This is a genomic window from Bradyrhizobium sp. WSM3983 (assembly GCF_000473045.1).
Taxonomy (GTDB): domain Bacteria; phylum Pseudomonadota; class Alphaproteobacteria; order Rhizobiales; family Xanthobacteraceae; genus Bradyrhizobium.
This window is the reverse complement of record NZ_AXAY01000015.1, coordinates 161749-182445: the sequence shown is the minus strand read 5'-3', so window position 1 is coordinate 182445 and position 20697 is coordinate 161749. Positions and strand designations below refer to the sequence as shown.

Annotated in this window: 15 protein-coding genes and 2 pseudogenes; 7 read left to right on the top strand and 10 right to left on the bottom strand. The window is 58.3% G+C overall.

Features of this window, described 5'->3' with window-relative positions; all coding sequences use genetic code 11:
- Position 1: 1 nt before the first annotated feature.
- Both YUA_RS0122455 and YUA_RS0122450 read left to right on the top strand, forming a co-directional pair.
- A complete protein-coding gene (locus YUA_RS0122455; protein WP_027532720.1) occupies positions 2 to 1141 on the top strand; it encodes an acyl-CoA dehydrogenase family protein in 1140 nt (379 codons plus the stop codon).
- A gap of 69 nt (positions 1142 to 1210) precedes the next feature.
- Complete coding sequence (locus YUA_RS0122450; protein WP_035971615.1) at positions 1211 to 2392, top strand: ABC transporter substrate-binding protein; 1182 nt, start codon at positions 1211 to 1213, stop codon at positions 2390 to 2392.
- 847 nt (positions 2393 to 3239) lie between these two features.
- Here YUA_RS0122450 and YUA_RS0122445 read toward each other — a convergent pair.
- Entirely contained in the window at positions 3240 to 4016 is a 777-nt protein-coding gene (locus YUA_RS0122445) for an enoyl-CoA hydratase/isomerase family protein (RefSeq protein WP_027532718.1), read from the bottom strand.
- A gap of 479 nt (positions 4017 to 4495) precedes the next feature.
- On the opposite strand from YUA_RS0122445, the gene YUA_RS0122440 reads away from it, so the two are divergent.
- Both YUA_RS0122440 and YUA_RS0122435 read left to right on the top strand, forming a co-directional pair.
- A complete protein-coding gene (locus YUA_RS0122440; RefSeq protein WP_245285226.1) occupies positions 4496 to 5731 on the top strand; it encodes a CaiB/BaiF CoA-transferase family protein in 1236 nt (411 codons plus the stop codon).
- Positions 5731 to 6339 (top strand): glutathione S-transferase family protein, encoded by a 609-nt coding sequence (locus YUA_RS0122435; protein ID WP_198029485.1) that lies wholly within the window; start codon positions 5731 to 5733, stop codon positions 6337 to 6339. Before YUA_RS0122440 ends, YUA_RS0122435 begins: the two co-directional genes overlap by 1 nt.
- Before the next feature lie 42 nt (positions 6340 to 6381).
- On the opposite strand, the gene YUA_RS44735 is transcribed toward YUA_RS0122435, so the two are convergent.
- The 3 genes from YUA_RS44735 to YUA_RS44725 are packed head-to-tail and all read right to left on the bottom strand — an operon-like array spanning position 6382 to position 8810.
- Entirely contained in the window at positions 6382 to 7188 is an 807-nt protein-coding gene (locus YUA_RS44735) for an amidohydrolase family protein (protein ID WP_084292781.1), read from the bottom strand.
- A complete protein-coding gene (locus tag YUA_RS44730) occupies positions 7185 to 7754 on the bottom strand; it encodes a carboxymuconolactone decarboxylase family protein (RefSeq protein ID WP_035971450.1) in 570 nt (189 codons plus the stop codon). The genes YUA_RS44735 and YUA_RS44730 overlap by 4 nt, the downstream gene beginning before the upstream one ends.
- Positions 7755 to 7781: 27 nt before the next feature.
- Positions 7782 to 8810, bottom strand: a complete 1029-nt coding sequence (locus tag YUA_RS44725; RefSeq protein ID WP_084292780.1) for a LysR family transcriptional regulator — start codon at positions 8808 to 8810, stop codon at positions 7782 to 7784.
- Between the two features lie 233 nt (positions 8811 to 9043).
- Here YUA_RS44725 and YUA_RS0122410 point away from each other — a divergent pair, with 233 nt between their 5' ends.
- From YUA_RS0122410 to YUA_RS0122400, 3 genes are all read left to right on the top strand, one after another.
- Positions 9044 to 10384, top strand: a complete 1341-nt coding sequence (locus YUA_RS0122410; RefSeq protein ID WP_035971447.1) for an MFS transporter — start codon at positions 9044 to 9046, stop codon at positions 10382 to 10384.
- Positions 10381 to 11775 (top strand): MFS transporter, encoded by a 1395-nt coding sequence (locus tag YUA_RS44720; protein ID WP_156947192.1) that lies wholly within the window; start codon positions 10381 to 10383, stop codon positions 11773 to 11775. The genes YUA_RS0122410 and YUA_RS44720 overlap by 4 nt, the downstream gene beginning before the upstream one ends.
- A gap of 394 nt (positions 11776 to 12169) precedes the next feature.
- Positions 12170 to 13096 carry a LysR family transcriptional regulator gene (locus YUA_RS0122400; protein WP_027532714.1) on the top strand — a complete coding sequence of 309 codons (927 nt, stop codon included), beginning with the start codon at positions 12170 to 12172 and terminating at the stop codon, positions 13094 to 13096.
- Here the strand turns inward: YUA_RS0122400 and YUA_RS48530 are convergent.
- From YUA_RS48530 to YUA_RS51130, 6 genes and pseudogenes are all read right to left on the bottom strand, one after another.
- The gene (locus tag YUA_RS48530) at positions 12994 to 13542 is read right to left on the bottom strand and encodes an SDR family NAD(P)-dependent oxidoreductase (protein ID WP_245285225.1); all 549 of its coding nucleotides are present in this window, start codon (positions 13540 to 13542) and stop codon (positions 12994 to 12996) included. The genes YUA_RS0122400 and YUA_RS48530 overlap by 103 nt on opposite strands.
- Positions 13543 to 13782: 240 nt before the next feature.
- A complete protein-coding gene (locus tag YUA_RS0122395; protein ID WP_027532713.1) occupies positions 13783 to 16014 on the bottom strand; it encodes a xanthine dehydrogenase family protein molybdopterin-binding subunit in 2232 nt (743 codons plus the stop codon).
- Positions 16011 to 16988: a xanthine dehydrogenase family protein subunit M gene (locus tag YUA_RS0122390; protein ID WP_027532712.1), complete on the bottom strand. Its 978-nt coding sequence runs from the start codon at positions 16986 to 16988 to the stop codon at positions 16011 to 16013. Before YUA_RS0122390 ends, YUA_RS0122395 begins: the two co-directional genes overlap by 4 nt.
- Before the next feature lie 3 nt (positions 16989 to 16991).
- Positions 16992 to 17621, bottom strand: coding sequence for a (2Fe-2S)-binding protein (locus YUA_RS0122385; RefSeq protein ID WP_027532711.1), 630 nt, complete (start codon positions 17619 to 17621; stop codon positions 16992 to 16994).
- Positions 17622 to 18592: 971 nt separating this feature from the next.
- A pseudogene (locus YUA_RS44715) lies at positions 18593 to 19343 on the bottom strand (SDR family oxidoreductase).
- A gap of 33 nt (positions 19344 to 19376) precedes the next feature.
- A pseudogene (locus YUA_RS51130) lies at positions 19377 to 19775 on the bottom strand (Arm DNA-binding domain-containing protein); the annotation flags it as partial.
- Positions 19776 to 20697 lie beyond the last annotated feature (922 nt).

Below are 20697 nucleotides of genomic sequence, written 5' to 3'. Positions count from 1 at the left end.
CATGAGCTTCAGCGAAGAGCAGGTCGCCTTTCGCGACAGCATCCGCAAAATGGCTGCCAGACATGTCGCGCCTATCGCAGCCGAAATCGACGAGACGGATCGCTTCCCCCTCGAGCTCGTGAAGCTGTTCGGCGAGATGGGATTGATGCAACTCTGGGTCCCCGAACAATACGGCGGGCCCAACGGCAACCTCACCATGGCGTGCATCGCCCGCGAGGAGATCTCGCGATTCTCGCCCGCCTGCGCGTCGATCGCCGCGCTGAACACGATGTTCATCATGCCGCTGCTCCACTTCGGCTCCGAGGAGCAGCGCAAGAAATACCTGCCGATCATCGCCAAGGGCGGCATCGTGACGGCGATAGCGATCTCGGAGCCGCAGGCGGGCTCGGACGTCACCGCAATCAACACCCGCGCGAAGAAGGACGGCGATTGTTTTGTCCTCAACGGTCGTAAGCAATGGTGCAGCTACGGCGTGGCGGCGGACTATATCGTCGTGATGGCACGCACAAGCGACAGCCCTGGCGCGGACGGCATCAGCGCCTTCATCGTCGAGCCCAAGAACATGCCGGGCATCACGTTCGGTCGGCACGAACGCAAGATGGGCTTCCGCGGCGCGCCGAACACGCCGATCTTCTTCGACAACGTGCGGGTGCCCATGGAAAATCTCGTCGGCGAGGAAGGCAAGGGTTTTCGCGCTTCGATGCGCGCCCTCGACCTCAACCGTCCGACGATCGGCGCGCAGTCCGTCGGCCTCGCCCAGGGAGCGCTCGATGTCAGCCTCGCCTATGCGAAGGAGCGCAAGCAGTTCAAGAAGGCGATCTCGGAATTCCAGGGCGTGCAGTTCATGCTTGCCGACATGGCCATGCAGATCGAAGCGGCGCGCGCCCTCGTCTATGAATGCGCGCGCGCGGGCGATGCCGGTGACTGGAAGCGGCTGAACGTACTGGCCAGCATGGCCAAGTGCATCGGCAGCGACATGGCCATGAAGGTGACGACTGATGCCGTACAGATCTTCGGCGGCTACGGCTACACCATGGACTATCCGGTCGAGCGCATGATGCGCGACGCCAAGCTGACGCAAATCTTCGAGGGCACCAACCAGATCCAAAGAATGGTCATCGCCCGCGAACTTCTGCGATAAGAACCTGGAAAACAAGCAAATCGGGAGGACCTAACCTTGAACAGCCATTTCGGTCGCGCTTTCGGCGTGATGGCCGCATCGGCGATGCTGGCGTCGACACCACTCTACGCGCAAAAAGCCTACGGACCGGGGGTTAGCGATACCGAGATCAAGCTCGGGCAGTCGACCCCGCTAAGCGGTCCGGCGTCGGCGTTCGGCGCCGGCGCGGGACGCGCAGTCGTAGCCTATTTCGAGATGCTCAACGAGCAGGGAGGAATCAACGGACGCAAGATCAACTTCACGCAGCTCGACAACGCCTACAGCGCCCCGAAGGCGGTCGAGCAGTCGCGCAAGCTCGTCGAGGACGTCGGCGTGCTCGCCGAAGTCGGCACCATCGGCACCGCGCCGAACGTCGCCATTCAGAAATACCTGAACTCCAAGCAGGTCCCACAGCTGTTCATCACCGCCGGCGGGCGTCGCTTCAACGATCCCAAGAACTTCCGCTGGACCGTGCCGCTCTATCCCGATTTCGAGACCGAGGGACGCGTCATCGCCAAGTACCTGCTAAAGACCAGGCCGCAGGCCAAGATTGGCGTCCTCTACCAGAACGACGATTACGGAAAGGACTATCTGAAGGGACTTCGCGCCGGTCTCGGAGACAAGGCCTCGCAGATCGTGATCGAGGCATCCTACGAACTCGCCGACCCCACGATCGATTCGCAGATCGTCCAGCTCAAGTCCGCCGGCATAGACACGCTGGTCGATCAGTCGTCCTCGAAGGCGGCGGCGCAATCGATCCGCAAGGTCCATGAATTGAACTGGAGCCCGTTGCACATCATCGGGGGATCGACGGCGTCCGTCGAAACGATCCTGAAGCCGGCGGGCCTTGACGCCTCAAAGGGCCTCGTGACCACGCAGTTCCTCAAGCAGCCCGGCGACCCCGCCTGGGCCAATGACGACGAGGTCAAGGCCTACAAGGCATTCCTGAGAAAGTACGCCCCGTCAGTCAATCCGGACGATTATTCGGTCCTGGTGGCCTACATGAACGTCCATGCCGTCGAACTCGTGCTGAGGAAATGCGGCGACGACCTCACGCGGGAAAACCTGATCCGTCAAGCGACGTCCCTCCACGGCGAACGTCTGCCGATGATGCTCCCGGGCATCTCGATCAGCACCAAGCCCGACGACTACGGAGCGTTCAAGACCCTCCGGATCGCGGCTTTCGACGGCGAAAGCTGGAGCCTCACCGGCGATCCCATGTCGGCTGAATGATCGGTTCGCCGCCGCGAAGCGGCGGGAGACCCAGCTCCCGCCTACCGACCGCTCACTCTCCTTAGCCGTCCTGTCATTCGCAACGAACGTCGAACCGACCGTGCCGGCGACGGGCCTTCGGTTGGCGCCGTTGGCGCGCGTGATCCGAAGATGTGACGGTGGCGACCGGTTGTGAACGTTGATACAGTTCGGCCATAGCTTTGGGCACCGGCCCTTCTGTACTATTGGGTGCGCTGCAATCCTCAGCGAGTCAGCACGCCGTCGACTTCATCCCTCAACTTGCGATAAAAGCACTTAACATCTCGCTCAGCTGTCGATTTGAAGGGAACGAAACGTCAGCGGCCATTAGAACGTCGCTTCCACGGTACAACCAATGGAATGAGTGTGAATCAGCGTGGGGTCCCGGCGCCGATAGGCACGATAACCCTTTGATTTGTTTGCTACCGAAGGGGTCATACTTCGGCGCTGATTCACATGCAGGGACCGCCGGGTAGTGTTTTTCGGCCCTATGTGCATCTCTCGTCGGCTTTTGAGAAAGCGTCTATCTGCGATGTCCCGCGGATCGCGTGCCGGCGGATCGGGGCACCTACGGCGTGGACCGATGCAGTCTATTGCTTACCCAAGGGGCCCTTGGCACGGCCGGATCGACGCTTGGCCTGGTCGGCGCGCCATCGTCGCCCAGATAGCCAAGCCGATCGCTAATGCGATCAGGACCGTGTTGCGACATACTCCATCTCAATGCGCCAGCTGTTGGGAGCGACGCATTTCACGAAGGCGTCTGCCGTCGGACAGAATCATCCGAGATTCGGGTATCGAATGTTATGGAATGTCGGCCGCACAGCCCCTCTCATCTACCCTTGAAAATCGGTGCACGCTTTTCTTTGAATGCAAGCTGCGCTTCTTTAGCATCGTCTGTCTTGCCGATAATGGCTGTTTGATCTTGCTCATAGCGGTATCCGTCGCGCAAGCTCATGTCCTCGATTACGTTTAGCGTGTGTTTGCAAAGCCGAGTCGACAAGGGGCTCTTCGACGCGACCGTCTTGGCGATATCCAGTGCCGTCGGCAATAGATCTTCAGGAGGGACGCAAGCCTCCACGATCCCCAAACGATACAATTCGGGACCACTGACCCGGTGGCCGGTCAACGCCATACGCCGCAGTCGAGAATGACTGAAAAGGCGCATCGCATGCCGGCAACCACCCAACAGCCCTACATCGACCTCGGGCAAGCCGAGCGACGCCTTCTCCGACGCGACCAGAATGTCGGAGGATGCCACCATGGCCACGCCCGATCCCAAAGCAGCGCCATTGATGGCCACGACAACCGGCTTCGCGCACTCTCGAATTGAATGAAAACACTCCCGCGTCCGTCGAGAATGCACGAGGAAGTCACCTGGATGCTTGATTACTTCGGCTCGCCCTTTCAAATCGGCGCCTGCACAAAACACTTTTCCTTCGCCCGTCAATACGACCGCGCGCACTTCATCCATCTCCGAAATGCGATCCAGCGCCAACGTCAGCTCGTCGTTTAGAACGCGAGTCAGAGCATTCACCGGCGGGGCATCCATTGTGAGCGTTGCGACGTGGTCGGCGACAACGACTTTTAGTTGGGTCAAATCGTGCATGTCGTCTCCTGTGTGACCGGGCGATTCTGACACCGAGCGCGTCATATCGGGCGTGGCGCGTCATACGCGTGCCGCGACTATTGTCGGTGTATCGCGTTGAAGGCAAGCTCCTTTGTACCTGATGTCAAGGAACTCAGTCTTCAAAGCGGGCAAGGGGTATGATGGTTGTTCGACCCGCGGCAAATCGTTGAGCGACGAAACAGGTCACTGCAAGAGTCCTACAAATATAGGGAGATGAATGCGTTCAGCTAATGTCGTCCCGACCACCGCAAAGTTCCTAATGGACCGAGAGCTATCTGCATTGAGTAAAGGCTGAATTGTTGATTTGTGGTCGCCCCGCGCGGCCCTTCGAGAGCCTGACGGATACACAAGCGATCTGTCATGCGCCCATTCGCATCTCTGAATTGACGCCTGGTCCATAGGCAGGACTGGCGCCGCCACTTAGAGTTCGCGCGATCGGCATTACATTCGAAGGCAAGATGATTATGAATCTTTCCGCAGCACCGCTGTCGCATGTCAAGGTCCTCGACCTCAGCAGGATCCTGGCTGCCCCTTGGGCAGGGCAGGTTCTGGCCGATCTCGGTGCTGACGTCATCAAAGTGGAAAGGCCGGGCGCAGGCGACGATACGCGGTCTTGGGGTCCGCCCTTTCTCAAAGATGCCAAAGCGCAACCCACCAAGGAAGCCGGCTACTACCTCGCCGTTAATCGCGGCAAACGTTCGATCACAGTCAGCCTCGAAAAGCCCGAGGGGCAACGCATCGTGCGTGAACTCGCAATGAAGGCCGATATCGTTCTGGAGAATTACAAAGCCGGAACACTGGCGCGATATGGACTAGACGAAGCATCGCTGCGCAAAATCAATTCTCGACTCATCTATTGCTCGGTCACTGGATTTGGCCAGACTGGCCCTCGCCGCGACCAGCCCGCTTACGATTTTCTCATCCAGGCTATGGGTGGCTTGATGAGCGTAACCGGCGAGCGAGACGGCAGACCAGGTGGAGGTCCGCAGAAGGTCGGAATTCCGATCGTTGACTTGATGACCGGCATGTACACGGCTGTGTCGGTGCTGGCCGCACTAGCCCGCCGGAACGAAACGGGCAAGGGCGACTATATCGATATCGGGATGCTCGACGTCCAGGTCGCAACGCTTTCGAATCAGGCAATGAACTATTTGGTTTCGGGTAAAGTGCCGAAGCGCAATGGCAATGCCCATCCGAACATCCAACCACAGGACGTTTATAGATGCTCGGACGGTGATGTCATTCTGGTGGTCGGCAACGACGGGCAATTTGTCAAATTGTGCGACGTGCTCGGACAGCCAGACTGGCCAAAGGATGAACGTTTCGCCAGCAACGCTCAACGTGTTCGCAACATCAGCGAATTATCGGAATTGCTGCGCGGCTTATTCGCGCAATGGGAGCGCGAAAAATTGGTCGCGGAGCTCGATGCGGCAGGCGTCCCGTGCGGCGCGATCAACTCCGTAGCCGATGTCTTCAAAGATCCGCAGGTCAAGGCGCGGCAAATGTTACAGCACGTTCCGCATCCGAGCGGCGTTGACGTTCCTCAGGTCTCCAGCCCTATGAAATTCTCAGATGCACCCTTACCGACGCTCTCACCGCCGCCACTGCTCGGACAGCACAACGAAGAGATTTTAACTGAGCTTGGCTATGGCAAGGGCGACATCTCGTCACTCCGAACGGCAGGAGTTATTTGATGATGAAGCTTCACTGGTCACCTCGCTCACCGTATGTTCGCAAAGTCACCGTTTGTATCCACGAACTTGGATTATTGCCGAAGCTTGAACTCGTACGTTCAGTCGCCGCAATGCTCAGTCCTAACGAACGACTGATGGAAGATAACCCGTTATCGAAAATACCGACATTGAAACTAGACAACGGCTTCGTTCTATTCGACTCGGCTGTAATCTGCGAATATCTCGACGACGTTGCGCAGGGTTCCCTGTTTCCAAAAACGGGCTCGGACAGATGGCAAGCCTTGCGATGGCAGGCGTTTGGTGACGGACTGCTGGATGCACTAATCCTGTGGCGCAATGAACGGGAGCGGGAGGCGCCGATGCAACCCCTTACCTCCGCCTTTGAACTGAAGACAAGGGCTTCACTAAACCAACTCGACGACGAAGCACAAGCGCTCATCGAATTGCCGTTTTCGATCGGGCACATAACTGTCGGTTGTGCGCTCGGATATCTCGACTATCGCTTTGGTACGCTCGCTTGGCGCAAATCGGCGCCTCGGCTCGCTGAGTGGTATACCGACCTTAGCAAGCGCCCGTCATTCGCCGCCACCGAACCCGTCGATGGCTGAGCGGCGTGGCTGCGATCGAGGCGTCGACTCTCGTCCTCAAACTCAGCCGTAGAGAACACTCGGATTGGTGACGAGAATCTTTCTGACCAATCTTTCGCTACCGGTCCATCTCTTGAATTTCGCCAACAGTTTCGCCGTGTCAGGTGGCGGCACCACGCGCAAATGCGGCCAATCCGACCCCCAAAGCAGTACTTCGGGATTGGCCGCCAGCAGGGCCCGATGAAACTGGGCTCCTTCCTCGAAATCGTGGCCTGTGAGGAGATTGCGGTAAACGCAAAGCTTGAGCCAAGCCTTGCCGTCCGCAATCAGGGACAGCAAGCAGCGGAACCCTGGGTCGTCGATCCCCGCTGTGATGTCAAAGCCGCCCATGTGATCAATCACCACTGGCACTGGAAGCGCCCGCAACTGGTCGGCGATGTCCGGCAATGCCTTGCAATCCGTCCATAGCTCAGCATGCATGCCCGCATCGGCCAGGCGCGCGGCCATCGACAGCAAGTCTTCAAACGAGGCACTGCCGGCGAAATTTGCTCCGGCGCCGCTGCGATGACTGAACCGGGCTGCACGGACTCCCTTGTCCCGCAGCCCGCTGAACGTCATGGGATTACCGGCGTTCGCCACTATCACCCCCCTCAAGTTGGGGCGTGACGCAAGCGCTTCAAATAGCAAACTGAAGTCGCCATCATAGGCGCTCGGGTGGATCAGAACGCCGTGCGACAGACCTAGCTTGGCGAGTAGCTCGATGTATTGGCCTTCAAGCGCTTCCGGTGGCGTGTAGTCCCTGTCGGGCGCCAATGGAAACCGCTCGTACGGCCCGAACAGGTGTGCGTGGCAGTCCCATCCCACATTCACGGCATATCTCGTTGCGGCAGCGGGAACGCGGCTTCTACCCCGTCCGGCAGGGGTATTTCGTGGGTGTTGAGCATCATCGCCACCATCGTATAGTAGCCGATCAGCGCGGTCAGTTCGACGACCGTGCGTTCCCCGAAGCGCTTTAGCGCCCTCGCATAGGTAGCGTCAGAGACGGAGTTGAACCCGTTCAACTCAGTCGCGAACTGGATGATGGTGGTGTCGTCATCGGAAAGGCCGACCGGCATGCGGCGATCCAGCAGCGCATCGATGGTCGATTGTTCCACTCCCGCCTTCAATGCCTCCACACAATGGGCGAACCACTCAAACGGCGCACAACAAGCGCGGCCGGTAACAAGGATCGCCAGTTCGGAAAGCCGGGGCTGTAGCCCCGTGTTGTAACGCAAGAATTCGCCCAAGGCCTGCCAGCGGTCAGCTAACTCCGGGCTATGAAGGGCCACCCGCAGCGGTCCGACGATCTTGCCGCGCGGCCCGGAAACCACCTTGTCGTAGACACGGCGCTGCTCGGGAGACATGTTTTCTGGGGTAGGGAACGAAATGCGAGGCATCCACAACTCCGATTTTCGTTTCGAAGCTTATTTGGATGACCGTCGCTCATCTACGCCGCTCGAGGCATTTCTGTTATGTGCCGTACTTCTCGGCTTGACGTCCGATCGCCACATGCCTTTCCTGGCCATCTCCGCCACGATATGGTCGATGCGCGATGCAACGGCCAACACGGCCCGAGCGGGCCCTTTGGATTTGGCTATCGCCATCGCAACGGTGCGCTGCAGCGGGGGGTTTATGATCCGCGAAGCTTGCACGTGGCCCTCCGCGACTTCATTCCAAACCGCGTGCAGGGGCAACACCGTATACAGGTGCTCCTGTGCTACCAGCGACTTCTGCAATGGCAGCGAGTCGGCCTCGATCGCAGGTGAAAGTGTGATGTGCTGGTTGCGTGCCAACGCATCCAGCGCGGTCCGAAGGCCGTTGGGTGCGCTTGGCAAAATGAAGGGCAAACCGTCCAGCGCGCTGAACGAAATTTCCGGCGCCATCGTAATCCGATCTCCCTTGGCGCCAATCAGATAACTGTCTACCGTTGCGAGAACCTGCTCGGATTCCGACAGCGTCGGACCATAGCGGTAGAGAATCGCTATATCGACGCGTGCATCGGATAGCCACTCCTCCACCTGCCCGCTCGACCCTTCCAGGATCTTCAACGAAACGGTTGGGTGACGCTCACGAATTTCCCTGAACAACCGCCCGACCAGTGGATTGCTGATCGATGGCAACGAGCCGACGGTGACGCGGCCCGCCGGCTCGCGCACTTCGCCTCGGATTTCGACTTCAAGCTGTTCGGCAGATTCGAGCAATGCCCTGACCTGTTCGAAGAGGCGCTGGCCGACATCGGAAAGCTCAACTCCCCGCCCGGTGCGATTGAAGAGGCGCGCGCCGCATTCGCGCTCAAGCGCGTTGATCTGTCGGCTCAACAGCGACTGATTGCTGTCAAGAAACAAGGCTGCCCTTGTCAGGCTGCCAAGTTCGGCGATCGCGACAAAGGTACGCCACCTATGCAGGTCAGAGGCGATGCCCAGACTGAAATTGGTGGCTTTAGGGGCTTGCATCTGTCGATGTGTCCATAACGGGCTGGGCATGCCGAGCATTCCACGAACCTGAACAAGGAGGATTCCTACCAGATGTGCGTTGCGGGGAATAGCAGGTTTACGTCCCAAGTGTCTGGCTCGGGGTCGTTGCTCGCACTAATCCCGGCAGTTGCCAAGACCCGGCTGAACGGGCGCCCAAGCGGCTTCAATGAGGCGATCATTGCGATCATATCGGAGGCAACGTGCAGAGTCAGATGGGCACAATTACCAGGGATTCGGTTCGTGGTCGCCGAATCCCGGCGGAGCTAACAGGCGTAGATCCCAGTTTGCTATACCGAAAGGTGCTGCTGCGCCTGCTACCGATGCTGCTCATCGTTTATATCATTGCGTACATCGACCGCTCCAACGTTGGCTTTGCCAAGCTGGGATTTATGCGTGACCTGCATTTCTCCGACACCGTATTCGGGATCGGCGCGGGAGTATTCTATGCGGGATATATGATCTTTGAGATTCCTAGCAACCTGATGCTGGCTCGGATCGGCTTTAGGAAGACGTTGCTGCGCATCATGTTGCTGTGGGCGTTGTGCTCGGGACTACTGGCCGTGATGACCGGCCCGAACACCTATTACTTTGCGCGATTTCTGCTCGGCGCCTCAGAGGCCGGACTGTTTCCTGGCGTGTTGCTGTACCTCACATACTGGGTACCGGTGTCCCGGAGAACCCGTTTTACCGCGGCTTTCATGGCTGCCATCCCGATGTCCGGCGTGCTCGGAGCGCCGTTGTCCGGCTTTATCATGCAAAACATGGAGGGCTTATATGGACTGAGCGGCTGGCAGTGGATGTTCCTGATCGAGGGAGTACCAGCGCTTTTGTTTGCTATCGTCGTCTTCTTTGCAATGAAGGACCGACCGGCATCTGCTCCATGGTTGAGTCCCGCGGAACGAGAATTGATCGAACGCGACCTGGAAGCCGACCGCACCAGATCCAAGACGGGTGATCACGAGTCCTTTCTTGACGTTCTGCGCACGCCACGGTTCTATCTTCTGGTCGGAATGGGCGTAGCGCTTTTAGCCAGCACCTCGAATGTGTCGTTCTGGCTTCCAACCATTATCCAGCGCTCCGGCGTGAACAACGTCTGGACCATCGGGCTTATGGGGATGGCACCCTATGTTGTAGGCGTCATTGCCCAGCAACTCGTAGCTCGCAACTCAGACATACGAAATGAACGCCGCTGGCATGCCGCGGTTTGCGCAGCTACTTCAGCAGTTGGCTGGTGTGCGCTGCCCCTCGTCCTGAACAGTCCGACCCTGTCACTGGTGGCGCTTACTGTAACGGCAGGAGGCACGTACGCAACGATGGGCCCGTTCTGGTCGATGCCAAGCCTGTATCTCAGCAAGCAGGCGGCTGCGGGAGGCATCGCACTCATCAGCACGTTGGCTGGAGTGGGAGGACTTATCAGCCCGATATTGATCGGGTGGCTTAACGAGTACACCAAGACGCTCGCTGCGGGTCAGTACTTCATCGCGGCTCTCCTAATCATCGGCGCTGCTACGGTGGTGGCAATGGGTCCACATGAAAAAAATGTCATCAAGTGAGCAATGATTTCAAAGGTGGTGATATGAACAGCAAACAAACCGAAACAGCCTCGCTCGGAGAAGCAATTACTCCTACTGAACAAGTGGTTATGGGCAAGGTGTGGAAGCGTATCCTGTTCTTGGGATTCTTGCTTCTTCTGTTCGCTCAGGTTGACAAGCACAATATTGCCTATGCCGGGCTGACCATGAGCCGCGACCTCGGACTCACAGCGACCATGTTCGGCGTGTGCGTATCGATATTTTATGTTGGCTATATCTTGTGCGAGATACCGAGCAATCTCATCATGGCACGAGTTGGCCCGCGGTTCTGGTTGGCTCGGATCTCCATCACCTTGGGCTTGGCATCCGCCACCACCATGTTTGCCGTCGGCTTCAAGAGTTTACTTGTGATTCGATTTGTCCTTGGAATGGCGGAATCCGGGATGATCCCTGGCCTTCTTCTCTACTTCACCTATTGGTTTCCCCCGTCATACCGGGCTCGTGCCAATGCGTGGTTTCTGGTCGCCATGCCCATTGCTGGAATGCTGGCTTCGATTTTGTCCGGCACCATTCTGGACCTGAATGGCAAATACGGGCTGGCCGGTTGGCAGTGGTTGTTTTTGCTGCTTGGAGTACCTCCGATCATTCTCGGTATCCTGGCCCTTATCCTCCTCACTGATCGTCCTAGGGATGCAGTCTGGCTTTCGGCAGCTGAGAGGTTGGTCCTCGCGACGCTGCTAACTGATAAACCCTCACACTCGCAGGCCCAGCAGCCTACCCAAGCAACAGCAGGTTGGGTCGCGGCGCTCTTGAGCCGCGACGTCATCTTTCTGGCAATCGCAAACCTTGGCGTATTCGTTGCCCTGAGCATATTGACCACATGGACGCCGCAGATCGTACGAGCGCTCGTTCCGGGCGATAAGTTTACGCTGCTGGGCTGGCTTGCGGCGCTGCCCGCGCTCGCGGCCGCCATCACAATGCCGCTTTGGAGCAAGAGGTCCGACAAACGCCGCGAGCGCAAGTGGCACATCATTATTCCTTCGGCGTTGGCCGTGGTCGGCCTTCTCCTAACAATGTCGGTGGAAGTCCCCGGGATCAAGTTAGCCGGTCTTATCATGTGCTCGATAGGCGCTTACGGCGGCTATGGTGTGTTCTGGTCACTGGTTGCGCAAGTCATACCAGAGCGGCATCGCCCAGCGGGCATTGCGATGATTCATGCGTTTGGCTCGGCGGGTGCAATCCTCAGTCCTGTCATGATTGGCTTCTTGCGCGATCTTACCGGTAATTTTGGTGCCGGTCTGTTGTTCGCCGCGGGGATGTTGTCTGTTAGCATTCTACTACTCATGCAGGTGAGAGACGGTCTAAAGGAATACGCTCCTTTGGCGGGTGCCGTCGTGCCGAGCCGTCCCTAGCATTGTTGCAATATCGGACTCGATGTCGGTGACGCTGAGGTTAACGAACGTTATCTCGGCCAGATCAGCGAAGGCACATTGCGCAACTGGCGCTCTATGAGAGTCTCACCATCGTTTCTAAAAGTCGGGTAGTGGGGATCCTCGAACACTAGTGCCAGGGATGGGCTAATCAAGCTGCTCCTGTCGCCACAGTTCGGTGCGGATCTTCGGGACTATCAAAGCTAACAGGATGATCATCTAGCAACGGAGCCGAGTAGCGATTGAATCTGCTGCCTTGAGCTTGGCACACTCCAGGCAAAATCCCCAAAGTTCACGGGGCCTACGACAATAACCCTGGAGCTCTCTTTATCAACAGCCGCATTTACGTGTGATGCGTAGCACAGGAAATTCGACAGTGCCACAAGATCAACTCGAAGGTCTCACTACATTTTTTGCGGTGGCAGAACAACAAAGCTTCTCGGCGGCGGCGGTGAAGCTTGGCGTTTCTCCTTCAGCCGTCAGCCAGTCTATCCGCTCGCTTGAGCACAGACTTCACACTGTTTTGTTCAATCGGACAACGCGAAGCGTAAGCTTGACGGAGGTCGGCGCTCAATATCTTGAGAGAATTGGCCCTTCCCTTCTCGACCTTCTGGCTGCCGCAGAGGAGATCCAAGAGGTCGGTCAAGAGCCGAGCGGTTTACTACGTCTGAACGTACCACGCTCCGGCTACATGATTGCCCTCCAGCCGCTTTTGAGAGAATTTCTCGATTTGTACCCGAAAGTGAATGTCGAGCTCTCACTCGACAACCGCTTGGTCGACATCGTGGCGGCAGGCTTTGATGCCGGAATACGCTTCGGGGATCTTGTTGAGAAGGATATGATTGCCGTCAAGATTGGGCCGCCGATCTCGGCTTACGTTGTCGCCTCACCGCAGTATCTCGAGCGTCATGGCGTGCCTGAGCACCCACACGACCTGCTCCGGCATGCCTGCATCTGCGTCCGACATGTCACAACAGGGCAGATCGAACGTTGGGAATTCGCGCGTGGCCAGGATCGCTTGAAACTCGCAGTGTCAGGACGCATGATACTAAACGACTCTGCCACACTCGTCCAAGCCGCGATCGATGGGCTTGGCGTCGCCTACATGATCAGCGGTTATATCGAGCGGTTCGTCCAGAGCGGCAGGCTCGTGCGCTTGCTTGCCGATTGGAGTCCGGCCCTGCCTGGCCTCACTCTCTACTACGCGGACCGTCGACGAGTACCCCTCAAGCTGAGGGCTCTGATCGACTTTGTCCGAAGGCGAGAGTCGGCCGGTGGAGCAGCCGACTGGATCGTCGCATAGCTACGCAGAAGCCCTTCAACGCGAACCATCGAGCGGCCCGCCCAGTCCGTGCGGAATCCGCCCGGCTCGACCGCAGTGACCTTTATGCCGAGATCCGAGACCTCCTTCCCCAGCGCCTCCGAAATCCCCTCGAGCGCGAATTTGCTTCCGTGATATATATGCCGAGGACAGGCATGGTGATAAAGCCTCCCAGATGTCACATTGACAATATGGCCGGCCCGTCTCTTGCGCATATAGGGGAGGACCGCCTGAGTGATTGCGACGGGCCCGAAAACGTTGACCTCGAACTGACGTCGCAGCTCTTCTGGCGTGGTCTCCTCGACTACCCCTTCATGGCCATAGCCAGCGTTGTTGATCAGCACGTCGATCGGACCAACCTCTTTCTCGATCCTCGCAACAATCGGGACAATGGCCGCTACGTCGGTGACGTCGAGAACGACGCCCACCGCCGTTCCGGATCCCAACGCCCAAAAGCAGCAATATCCTCGCGCTTACGAAGCGTACCGACGACTCGATGGCCCGCCCTTATGGCAGCCGTGGCGAAACCGCGCCCCAAACCGGGACTGACACTGGTGATAAAGAACAGCTTTGAAACTGGCATCTCTTTTTCTCCCTTTCTTATATTTTTGAGAACGCTTGCTTTGGCCTCAACCGAACGTTCGGCTAACTGTTCAGGGCATACAGTGTCATGCCCCGAGTAGGTTTTCGATACGGATCGGTAGTTCTCGTACACGCTTGCCGGTCGCGTGATAAACCGCATTTGCGATCGCCGGCGCGACGCCGATGATACACAATTCGCCGATACCCTTGATGCCGAGTGGGTTTACGGCATCATCCTGTTCATCCAGGAACTGGGTTTCGAGAGTGGGGACATCGAGATTTACGGGCACGAGGTAGTCGGCCATATGAGCATTGACGGGGCGGCCATCGCGCTGGTCGAGCACCGTACGCTCCATCAGCGCCATACCAATACCGCCAACCATACCTCCGATACACTGGCTGCGTGCCAGCCGCGGATTGACGACTTTGCCGATACCGTAGACGCCAAGCATACGACGGATGCGGACAATGCCAAGATCGGCGTCGACTGCTACTTCGGTGAAGAACGCAGCATATCCGTACATGGAGTAGCGGTTGGCAATGTCAGTAGATCGCGAGGCAGTGGTGCGCACATCAATTGGCATTCCGCCCCTCAGAAGAGCCACCTGATCGAGCCGCGGACCCTCCCCATTCTTTCGTCCCAGCGTACCGTCTTTCCAGTGCAGCACATCAGCTGTCAGCCCGTGGAAGATAGAAGCCGGGTCCTCTACAGCTCGCCGAACCGCAGCGTCTTGCGCTGCCAGGCAAGCGCTTCGGACGGCGTTACCAACCGAAGCCATCGTCCAAGACCCACCGTGCGATGGTGCCGTTGGCATGTCGGAGCGTCCGAGTTCAAATTTTATGCGTTCTACCGGCACGCCGAGAGTGGCGGCGGCGACCTGAGCCATCGACGTGTACGTCCCTGGTCCCATGTCAGACGTCGCAGACGCGACCTCGACGCGACCGTCGGGCAGTAGCCGTACCGACGCATCGGCGGGTGCCTGCGGTGCTCCGCGGGTAGAGCCTGCAACTCCCCACCCGATTTGCCAGCGGCCGTCCCTCATCGAACCTGGCCTTGGATTGCGCTGCGACCAGCCGAAACGCTCAGCGCCGGTTTCGAGACACTGCAGAAGAGAGCGGCTGGAGAACGGTCGTCCGTTGCTCTCGTCAACAGTCGGCTCGTTGCGTCGACGCAATTCGATTGGGTCAAGGTCGAGGGCGGCGGCCAGTTCATCTAATCCACATTCCAGGGCGTGCATACCCGTGCATTCGCCCGGCGCCCTCATGTAGGTCGGTGTCGACGTGTCCGTAGGGACAAGCCGATAACGTGTTCGCACGTTTGGACAGGAATAGAGGAACTCAGTCTGGTTGGTGATACCCTCAATGAACTCCTCATACCGACTGGTCTCGGCGGTTGCTTCGTGAATGATGGCCGTGAGTTTCCCCTGGTTCGTTGCGGCGATTGCAATACGCTGATCAGTTCGAGGCCGATGCCCGGTGTCGAGAAACATCTGCTTACGCGTCAAAGCAAGCTTGACCGGTCGACCGACAACACGCGCTGCGAGGGCGGCGATGCCGACATGCGACCAGGTCCGTAAACTCGTGCCGAATGCACCGCCAACAAAAGGACAGATGACGAGCACATTTTCCGGTGGAATACCGAAGATGGCCGCTAACTCAGCTCGCTCATTTAGGACGTACTGACTCTTGCTCCAGACCGTAAGGCTGTCACCCTCCCAGGAAGCGACCGTCGCATGGGGCTCCATCGGTGAGTGGTTCTCGCGTGCCATACGAAAGATCGCATCGACCTTCACGTCAGTATCCGCAAAGGCCTGGTCAGCGCTGCCGCGTTCACGATCTGCGGCAACGCGGGCATTGGCAGCCGCAGTCTGCTGCGCGACTATGGGCTGCGCACGAGGGTCGTCGATCTCCGTTAGCGGCGCCTGCGCATCGTATCGAAGTCGGAGCGCAGTTGCGGCGTGCTCAGCCTGATCGAGGGTGTCCGCGACTATAACGGCCACGGGCTGCCCGAAAAAGCGGATTTGCTCGTCCTGAAAGACACGCAATCGCTCCCCCACGGCGGGGTCGATAACGCCTTTATGCGGGCTATACGTCAGTTTTGGTGCATTGAGGTGACTGATGACCGCCCTTACGCCCGGCATTTGCTCGACGCCGGTAGCCTCGATCGATACGATTCGGCCGATACCAATGGTCGCGTTGACGATCACAGCATAAAGCTGGCCGGATTGGTTAAACTCGAACGCGTACCGGGCACCACCGGAAACCTTTAGCGGCCCATCGACACGCGGGATCGACTGCCCAAAAACAGAGGTGCTCATACCTTCTCTCCTGCCATTTCGAGGGCGCGGGTGATTGTGCGAGGCAAGAGTGCGATCTTGTAGCCGTTGCCGGACAACGCGCGGGCGCCTTGTGTTGCGTGCGCAGCCGCCGTCTCGAAGTTGGCGCGTGTCGGCCGCTGCCCGATCAGGGCCGCCTCCACCGCGGGCATCCTCCACGGTCGCGTTCCAACGCCGCCGCAGGCAACCCGCGCGGCACGGACAACACCATTTCGCACATCGAGCACCGCGGCAGCTGAGACGAGCGCAAACTCGTAAGACGAACGGTCACGTACCTTCAAATAGCGTCCGGAAACCGCAAATGGCTGAACCGGAACATGCACATCGAGGATAAGCTCGGCTGGACGTAACGTGTGCTCTAGGTGCGGTTTATCTTCCGGAAGTCTATACAGATCGATAATGGGAAAGCGACGTTCACCTTGCGGACCACGGACGCGCATAGTTGCGTCGAGGGCAACGAGAGCAACGGCGAGATCTGACGGATGCGTGGCCGCGCAGCTCTCACTGGTACCCAGAATTGCGTGCCCACCATTTACCCCTTCGATTGCCGCGCAGCCCGAGCCAGGGCTGCGCTTGTTACACGCAGCGTCAAGCATCCGAAAGTAAGGGCAACGCACACGCTGCATCAGATTGCCGCCAATAGAAGCCATGTTTCGCAATTGCGGCGAGGCGCCCTCTTCGAGAGCTTCTGCAATTAATGGATGAACCCGACGAACCTCAGGATGGGCGGCTACCTCCGCCATACGCGCCAAGGCACCGATCACGAGAGCATTGCGCTCAAGGCGAATATGCCTCAGCGAGAGACGGTTGATGTCAACGAGTGACGATGGGCGCTCAACCTCTTCACGCATCAGATCAATGAGGGTTGTTCCACCCGCAATATAGCGGCCGCCGCCGCCGGCGCTCGTAATGGCTTCGCGTTCAGACGCCACCTGGGCAACAGTAAAGGGCATCATGACTCAAGCATCCTGAGCAGTTGCACGGACGGCGGCACAGATACCGGGATATGCGCCGCAGCGGCAGATGTTGCCGCTCATCCAGAACCGGATGTCGTCGACGCTTTGGGCATGTTCCTCGGTGATACAGGCCAAGCCCGACATGATCTGGCCCGAAGTGCAATAACCGCACTGGAAGCCCTCGTGCTCCACGAAAGCGGCCTGCAACGGATGCAGCGTGTCGCCCTGTTTCAGACCCTCGATGGTCGTGATGGCGGCGCCGTCATGCATGACCGCAAGCGTCAGACAGCTGTTCACGCGCTTGCCATCGAGATGGACCGTGCAGGCGCCGCACGCTCCCTGGTTGCAGCCCTTTTTGGTGCCAGTTAGTTGTAGGCGTTCACGCAGGACGTCCAGAATGGACTGACGGTTGTCAATCTCGAGCAGGTGAGACACACCATTCACGCTCAGGCGGACCTTGGCCGATTGCGCGGTCGGCGCTTCAATATTCGCGACCGATGACGCCGCGTTAGCCCCGTGACCGCCGATCCCTGCCGACGCAATCGACGCGCCAGTGACAATTAGCACGTCACGGCGCGAGATTGCCGCATCGCTACCGGTTTCGGGTGATGAATCCGTATCTTTCTCGGTCATCGTTCGCCTCTCATCAGATTGAACGTTATGTGTCGGACGAGCAGTCCACACCTCGGATCAACAGGTACAGGGTGGACGGGCCGGACTGAAGGGCGCATTCGCGCATTCCTTATGAAGCAACACTTCATAATCGATGTCGTTATTGTGGGCCCGCAGGTCCGGCCTATCTTGGAGCCCGCATGGACTCTCGGGTCGGCTTGGAAAAAAACGATTTAAGTTCGTGAGTGAGTTTCCAACATGGAATGTGATTCCGCGGAAGACAGCGTACATATGATTGGAAAGAGGCTCCGTCTCGGGTGTCGGCGGGAAGCTGAGCCAGCCCAGGCTGTGATCACGCTTACGCAGTTGGAGGCAGCTGCTGATCGGCTAAATGCTACGCGGTCCGCGATTTTCACCCGTTGGCCTGTCGAGACGCCGTATCCGCAACGGACATTCTTCGGCGACCATTGAGCCGCTGTGGACGCAAGCTTTCGGCCGACTGAGAAGCCGCGAAGCGGAGATATTGATCGGTCCGGCCGGGCTCATTTCACGATGCATGTCGAACGGTCGCGCTTGCCACTGGCTACACAGTCGCACCTACGTCGGACCGTCACAACTTCCGCTGAGCAGGCTGCGTATTCACACGTTCTCCTGAACGGCATGGAGTTAGTCTCAGTGACATGGTCGAGACTTAGCTGTAGAACTTCAACCTCGTCAGCTCGCAGTCGACGAGCAGCCTCGCTGCGCAAGTGTCGCTGAGTGCCTAGCACTAGCCATCTGCCCGATCGACCACCTGCTCGCGTCGAACCAACTACGGCTCGTCGAGACTGTGCCGCCGAAAATTCCCATTTCGCACTGTACCAATAGAGTTATGCGGATGATGCCGGCAGCGGCGCAAGCGGTTCAGCGGAATTACGCTTAGGAGCCGCCTAATGCCTCTCGGGGTTTCCAAGTCTTCTAGTTTTCGCGGAATGTTCTTGAGCCTATTCGGGCTAGACGCTCTGGATGAGACCACCGTCGATCCGGATGAGCGATCCAGTGACGTAGGATGCAAGCGGGCTCGACAGAAATGTTACGACGTCTGCATACTCTCGCGGATCGCCGTAGCGGCCCACCGGTATGGAAGCTGCGCTCTCGGTCGCCACTTCGGTTGGCTCGCGGCCTTCCCGCTTCGCTCTCTGTTCATCAAGGAAGGTGATGCGAGGCGTCGCGATCCTGCCCGGCACGGTGACATTGACCGTCACTCCGTCTCGACCCACTTCCCTGGCCAGGGTCTTGGACCAGCCAACGAGCGAAAGTCTCAAGGCATTTGACACTGCCAAATTGGGAATGGGCGCCACCACTCCGGACGAAGCCGAAGTGATGATCCGGCCCCAACCACGCTTGCGCATGCCGGGCAGCACGCGATCGGTAATTGCGATGACAGACAGCACCATCGACTGGGAAGCTCGTGCTCCAAGTCGCGGAATCCTGCCTGCCGCGGGCGAAGGCGCCGGCCCACCGGTATTGTTGATAAGGATATCGATATCGCCCAAGTCGCGCTCGATCCGACCGATATGACAATCAATAACGTCGAGGTCGGCTAGGTCCCAGGCGAGGGCCAGCCCGTCGCGACCCGCTTCCCGGACCCTTTTTGCGGTAAGCTCCCGCCGCACCAATGTTCAGGTCGGCCGCAGCTACATGCGCGCCTTCTCGTGCGAGGCTAGCCGCTATTGCGGAGCCGAGACGACCGCCCGCGCCCAACAAGAGCGCTGTTTTGCCGGTCTGACCAAGCTTGCGCCAAACTGGAAGCAGCTCGCGTTCGAAGATCGATCGCCGCATTGCCCGGGTGCTATCGGCCATAAGTGCCGCGACGAGCCACTTTTCTCCGAGCTCACCGAAACTCCTGGCTTCAAGGAGACGTCGTTTCTCGCGCTGCTTCTCGATAGCGGGGGACCGCCCCTCGCCTACTGCGCGCTTTGCATCGATGCACTTCTCGCGAGCGCGTGCGAGCGACAATCCCGTCGGGCCGTACTTTCCGAGAACCACTGTCTCGCGTCGACCATGCAAACGGTAGTCGAGCCGGAACGACAGCGTCCCGGCGGGCGATACGACCACGTACATGCCGTCGCGGTCGGTGACCTTGTACGATTTTTCCTTTGGTCTCAGCGCTTTAAGCGCAGCGTCTGTCAGCAAGAACTTCCCCTCCAGGTAAATACCGTCGGCCACTTTTGAGCTGTGTTTGAACGGAGATTTCCTCGTTTTACATTCACTTGAACAAAGAAAAATACCGTCAGACGCAGCATCGCGTATGACGGTATTGATCGGGATCGATGGTTTCAATGGACGGCGACACCGTCAGGCGCTCCGTCTGTCCGGTTTTATGCGCCCCGATAGTTCTCGAATGCAGATGACGATTTAGATCGTTGCAATTGGACAGAGCGGGATAGTCCCGGACCGATCCGAATTATTCCACTCAATCGTCTATGAAGATGTTTCCGCCTTGATTTCCAAGCACAAATTCTTGCAACTGACGGACAAATGCCGACGGTATACCCGCCCTAATCTTTCGGTCTTCAATTCACAGGAAAATTTGAAGGGCTTTCAGGAATGGCACCTTCAGCAAGTATCGGAATCAATCGCCTCTGTTGACGTATCAAGTTGGAACGGCTTCCTCATAGCCTTTCGGCCGATTTCAATCCGATACCGTCAATGGCGAGTTGGACGGGCCGTTGATGACCCGCTTAGCGCCACAAGAGGCCCTTTCTTGCCCATCGCCGTCTGCCCCACAAGCGGACATGACACAGGTTTTGGCCTAGGTCGACTAACACCTGGAAGCTAGTCATACTTGCCGTCCATTGCCTGCCGGGGATTCAGTTAAGGTGCTCCGAATTCAAGTCAGGTCTTTGTTCCAAAAGTCGCGTGACGATCTGATCGATGCGTGATCCGTAGTCGCCGATGTCTCTGAAGGCGCTGCGTCGGTCCCTACCCGGAGGAAGGCGAACCGTTGCCTCGACTAGAGCAAAGAACTGCTCGAACAGGCGGTCTAGCTCGCCATTGCTCACCTTCTATCCTTCTTAAGCTGCGGGAAACGGACTAAGGTGCGGACGATCTCCGC

What these genes read in the sequence shown, in the direction of transcription:
- YUA_RS0122455 (WP_027532720.1), top strand. Translation starts at nt 2, where the DNA reads ATGAGCTTCAGCGAAGAGCAGGTCGCCTTTCGCGACAGCATCCGCAAA.
- YUA_RS0122450 (WP_035971615.1), top strand. Translation starts at nt 1,211, where the DNA reads ATGGCCGCATCGGCGATGCTGGCGTCGACACCACTCTACGCGCAAAAA.
- YUA_RS0122445 (WP_027532718.1), bottom strand. Translation starts at nt 4,016, where the DNA reads ATGCACGATTTGACCCAACTAAAAGTCGTTGTCGCCGACCACGTCGCA.
- YUA_RS0122440 (WP_245285226.1), top strand. Translation starts at nt 4,496, where the DNA reads ATGATTATGAATCTTTCCGCAGCACCGCTGTCGCATGTCAAGGTCCTC.
- YUA_RS0122435 (WP_198029485.1), top strand. Translation starts at nt 5,731, where the DNA reads ATGATGAAGCTTCACTGGTCACCTCGCTCACCGTATGTTCGCAAAGTC.
- YUA_RS44730 (WP_035971450.1), bottom strand. Translation starts at nt 7,754, where the DNA reads ATGCCTCGCATTTCGTTCCCTACCCCAGAAAACATGTCTCCCGAGCAG.
- YUA_RS44725 (WP_084292780.1), bottom strand. Translation starts at nt 8,810, where the DNA reads ATGCAAGCCCCTAAAGCCACCAATTTCAGTCTGGGCATCGCCTCTGAC.
- YUA_RS0122410 (WP_035971447.1), top strand. Translation starts at nt 9,044, where the DNA reads ATGGGCACAATTACCAGGGATTCGGTTCGTGGTCGCCGAATCCCGGCG.
- YUA_RS0122395 (WP_027532713.1), bottom strand. Translation starts at nt 16,014, where the DNA reads ATGAGCACCTCTGTTTTTGGGCAGTCGATCCCGCGTGTCGATGGGCCG.
- YUA_RS0122390 (WP_027532712.1), bottom strand. Translation starts at nt 16,988, where the DNA reads ATGATGCCCTTTACTGTTGCCCAGGTGGCGTCTGAACGCGAAGCCATT.
- YUA_RS0122385 (WP_027532711.1), bottom strand. Translation starts at nt 17,621, where the DNA reads ATGACCGAGAAAGATACGGATTCATCACCCGAAACCGGTAGCGATGCG.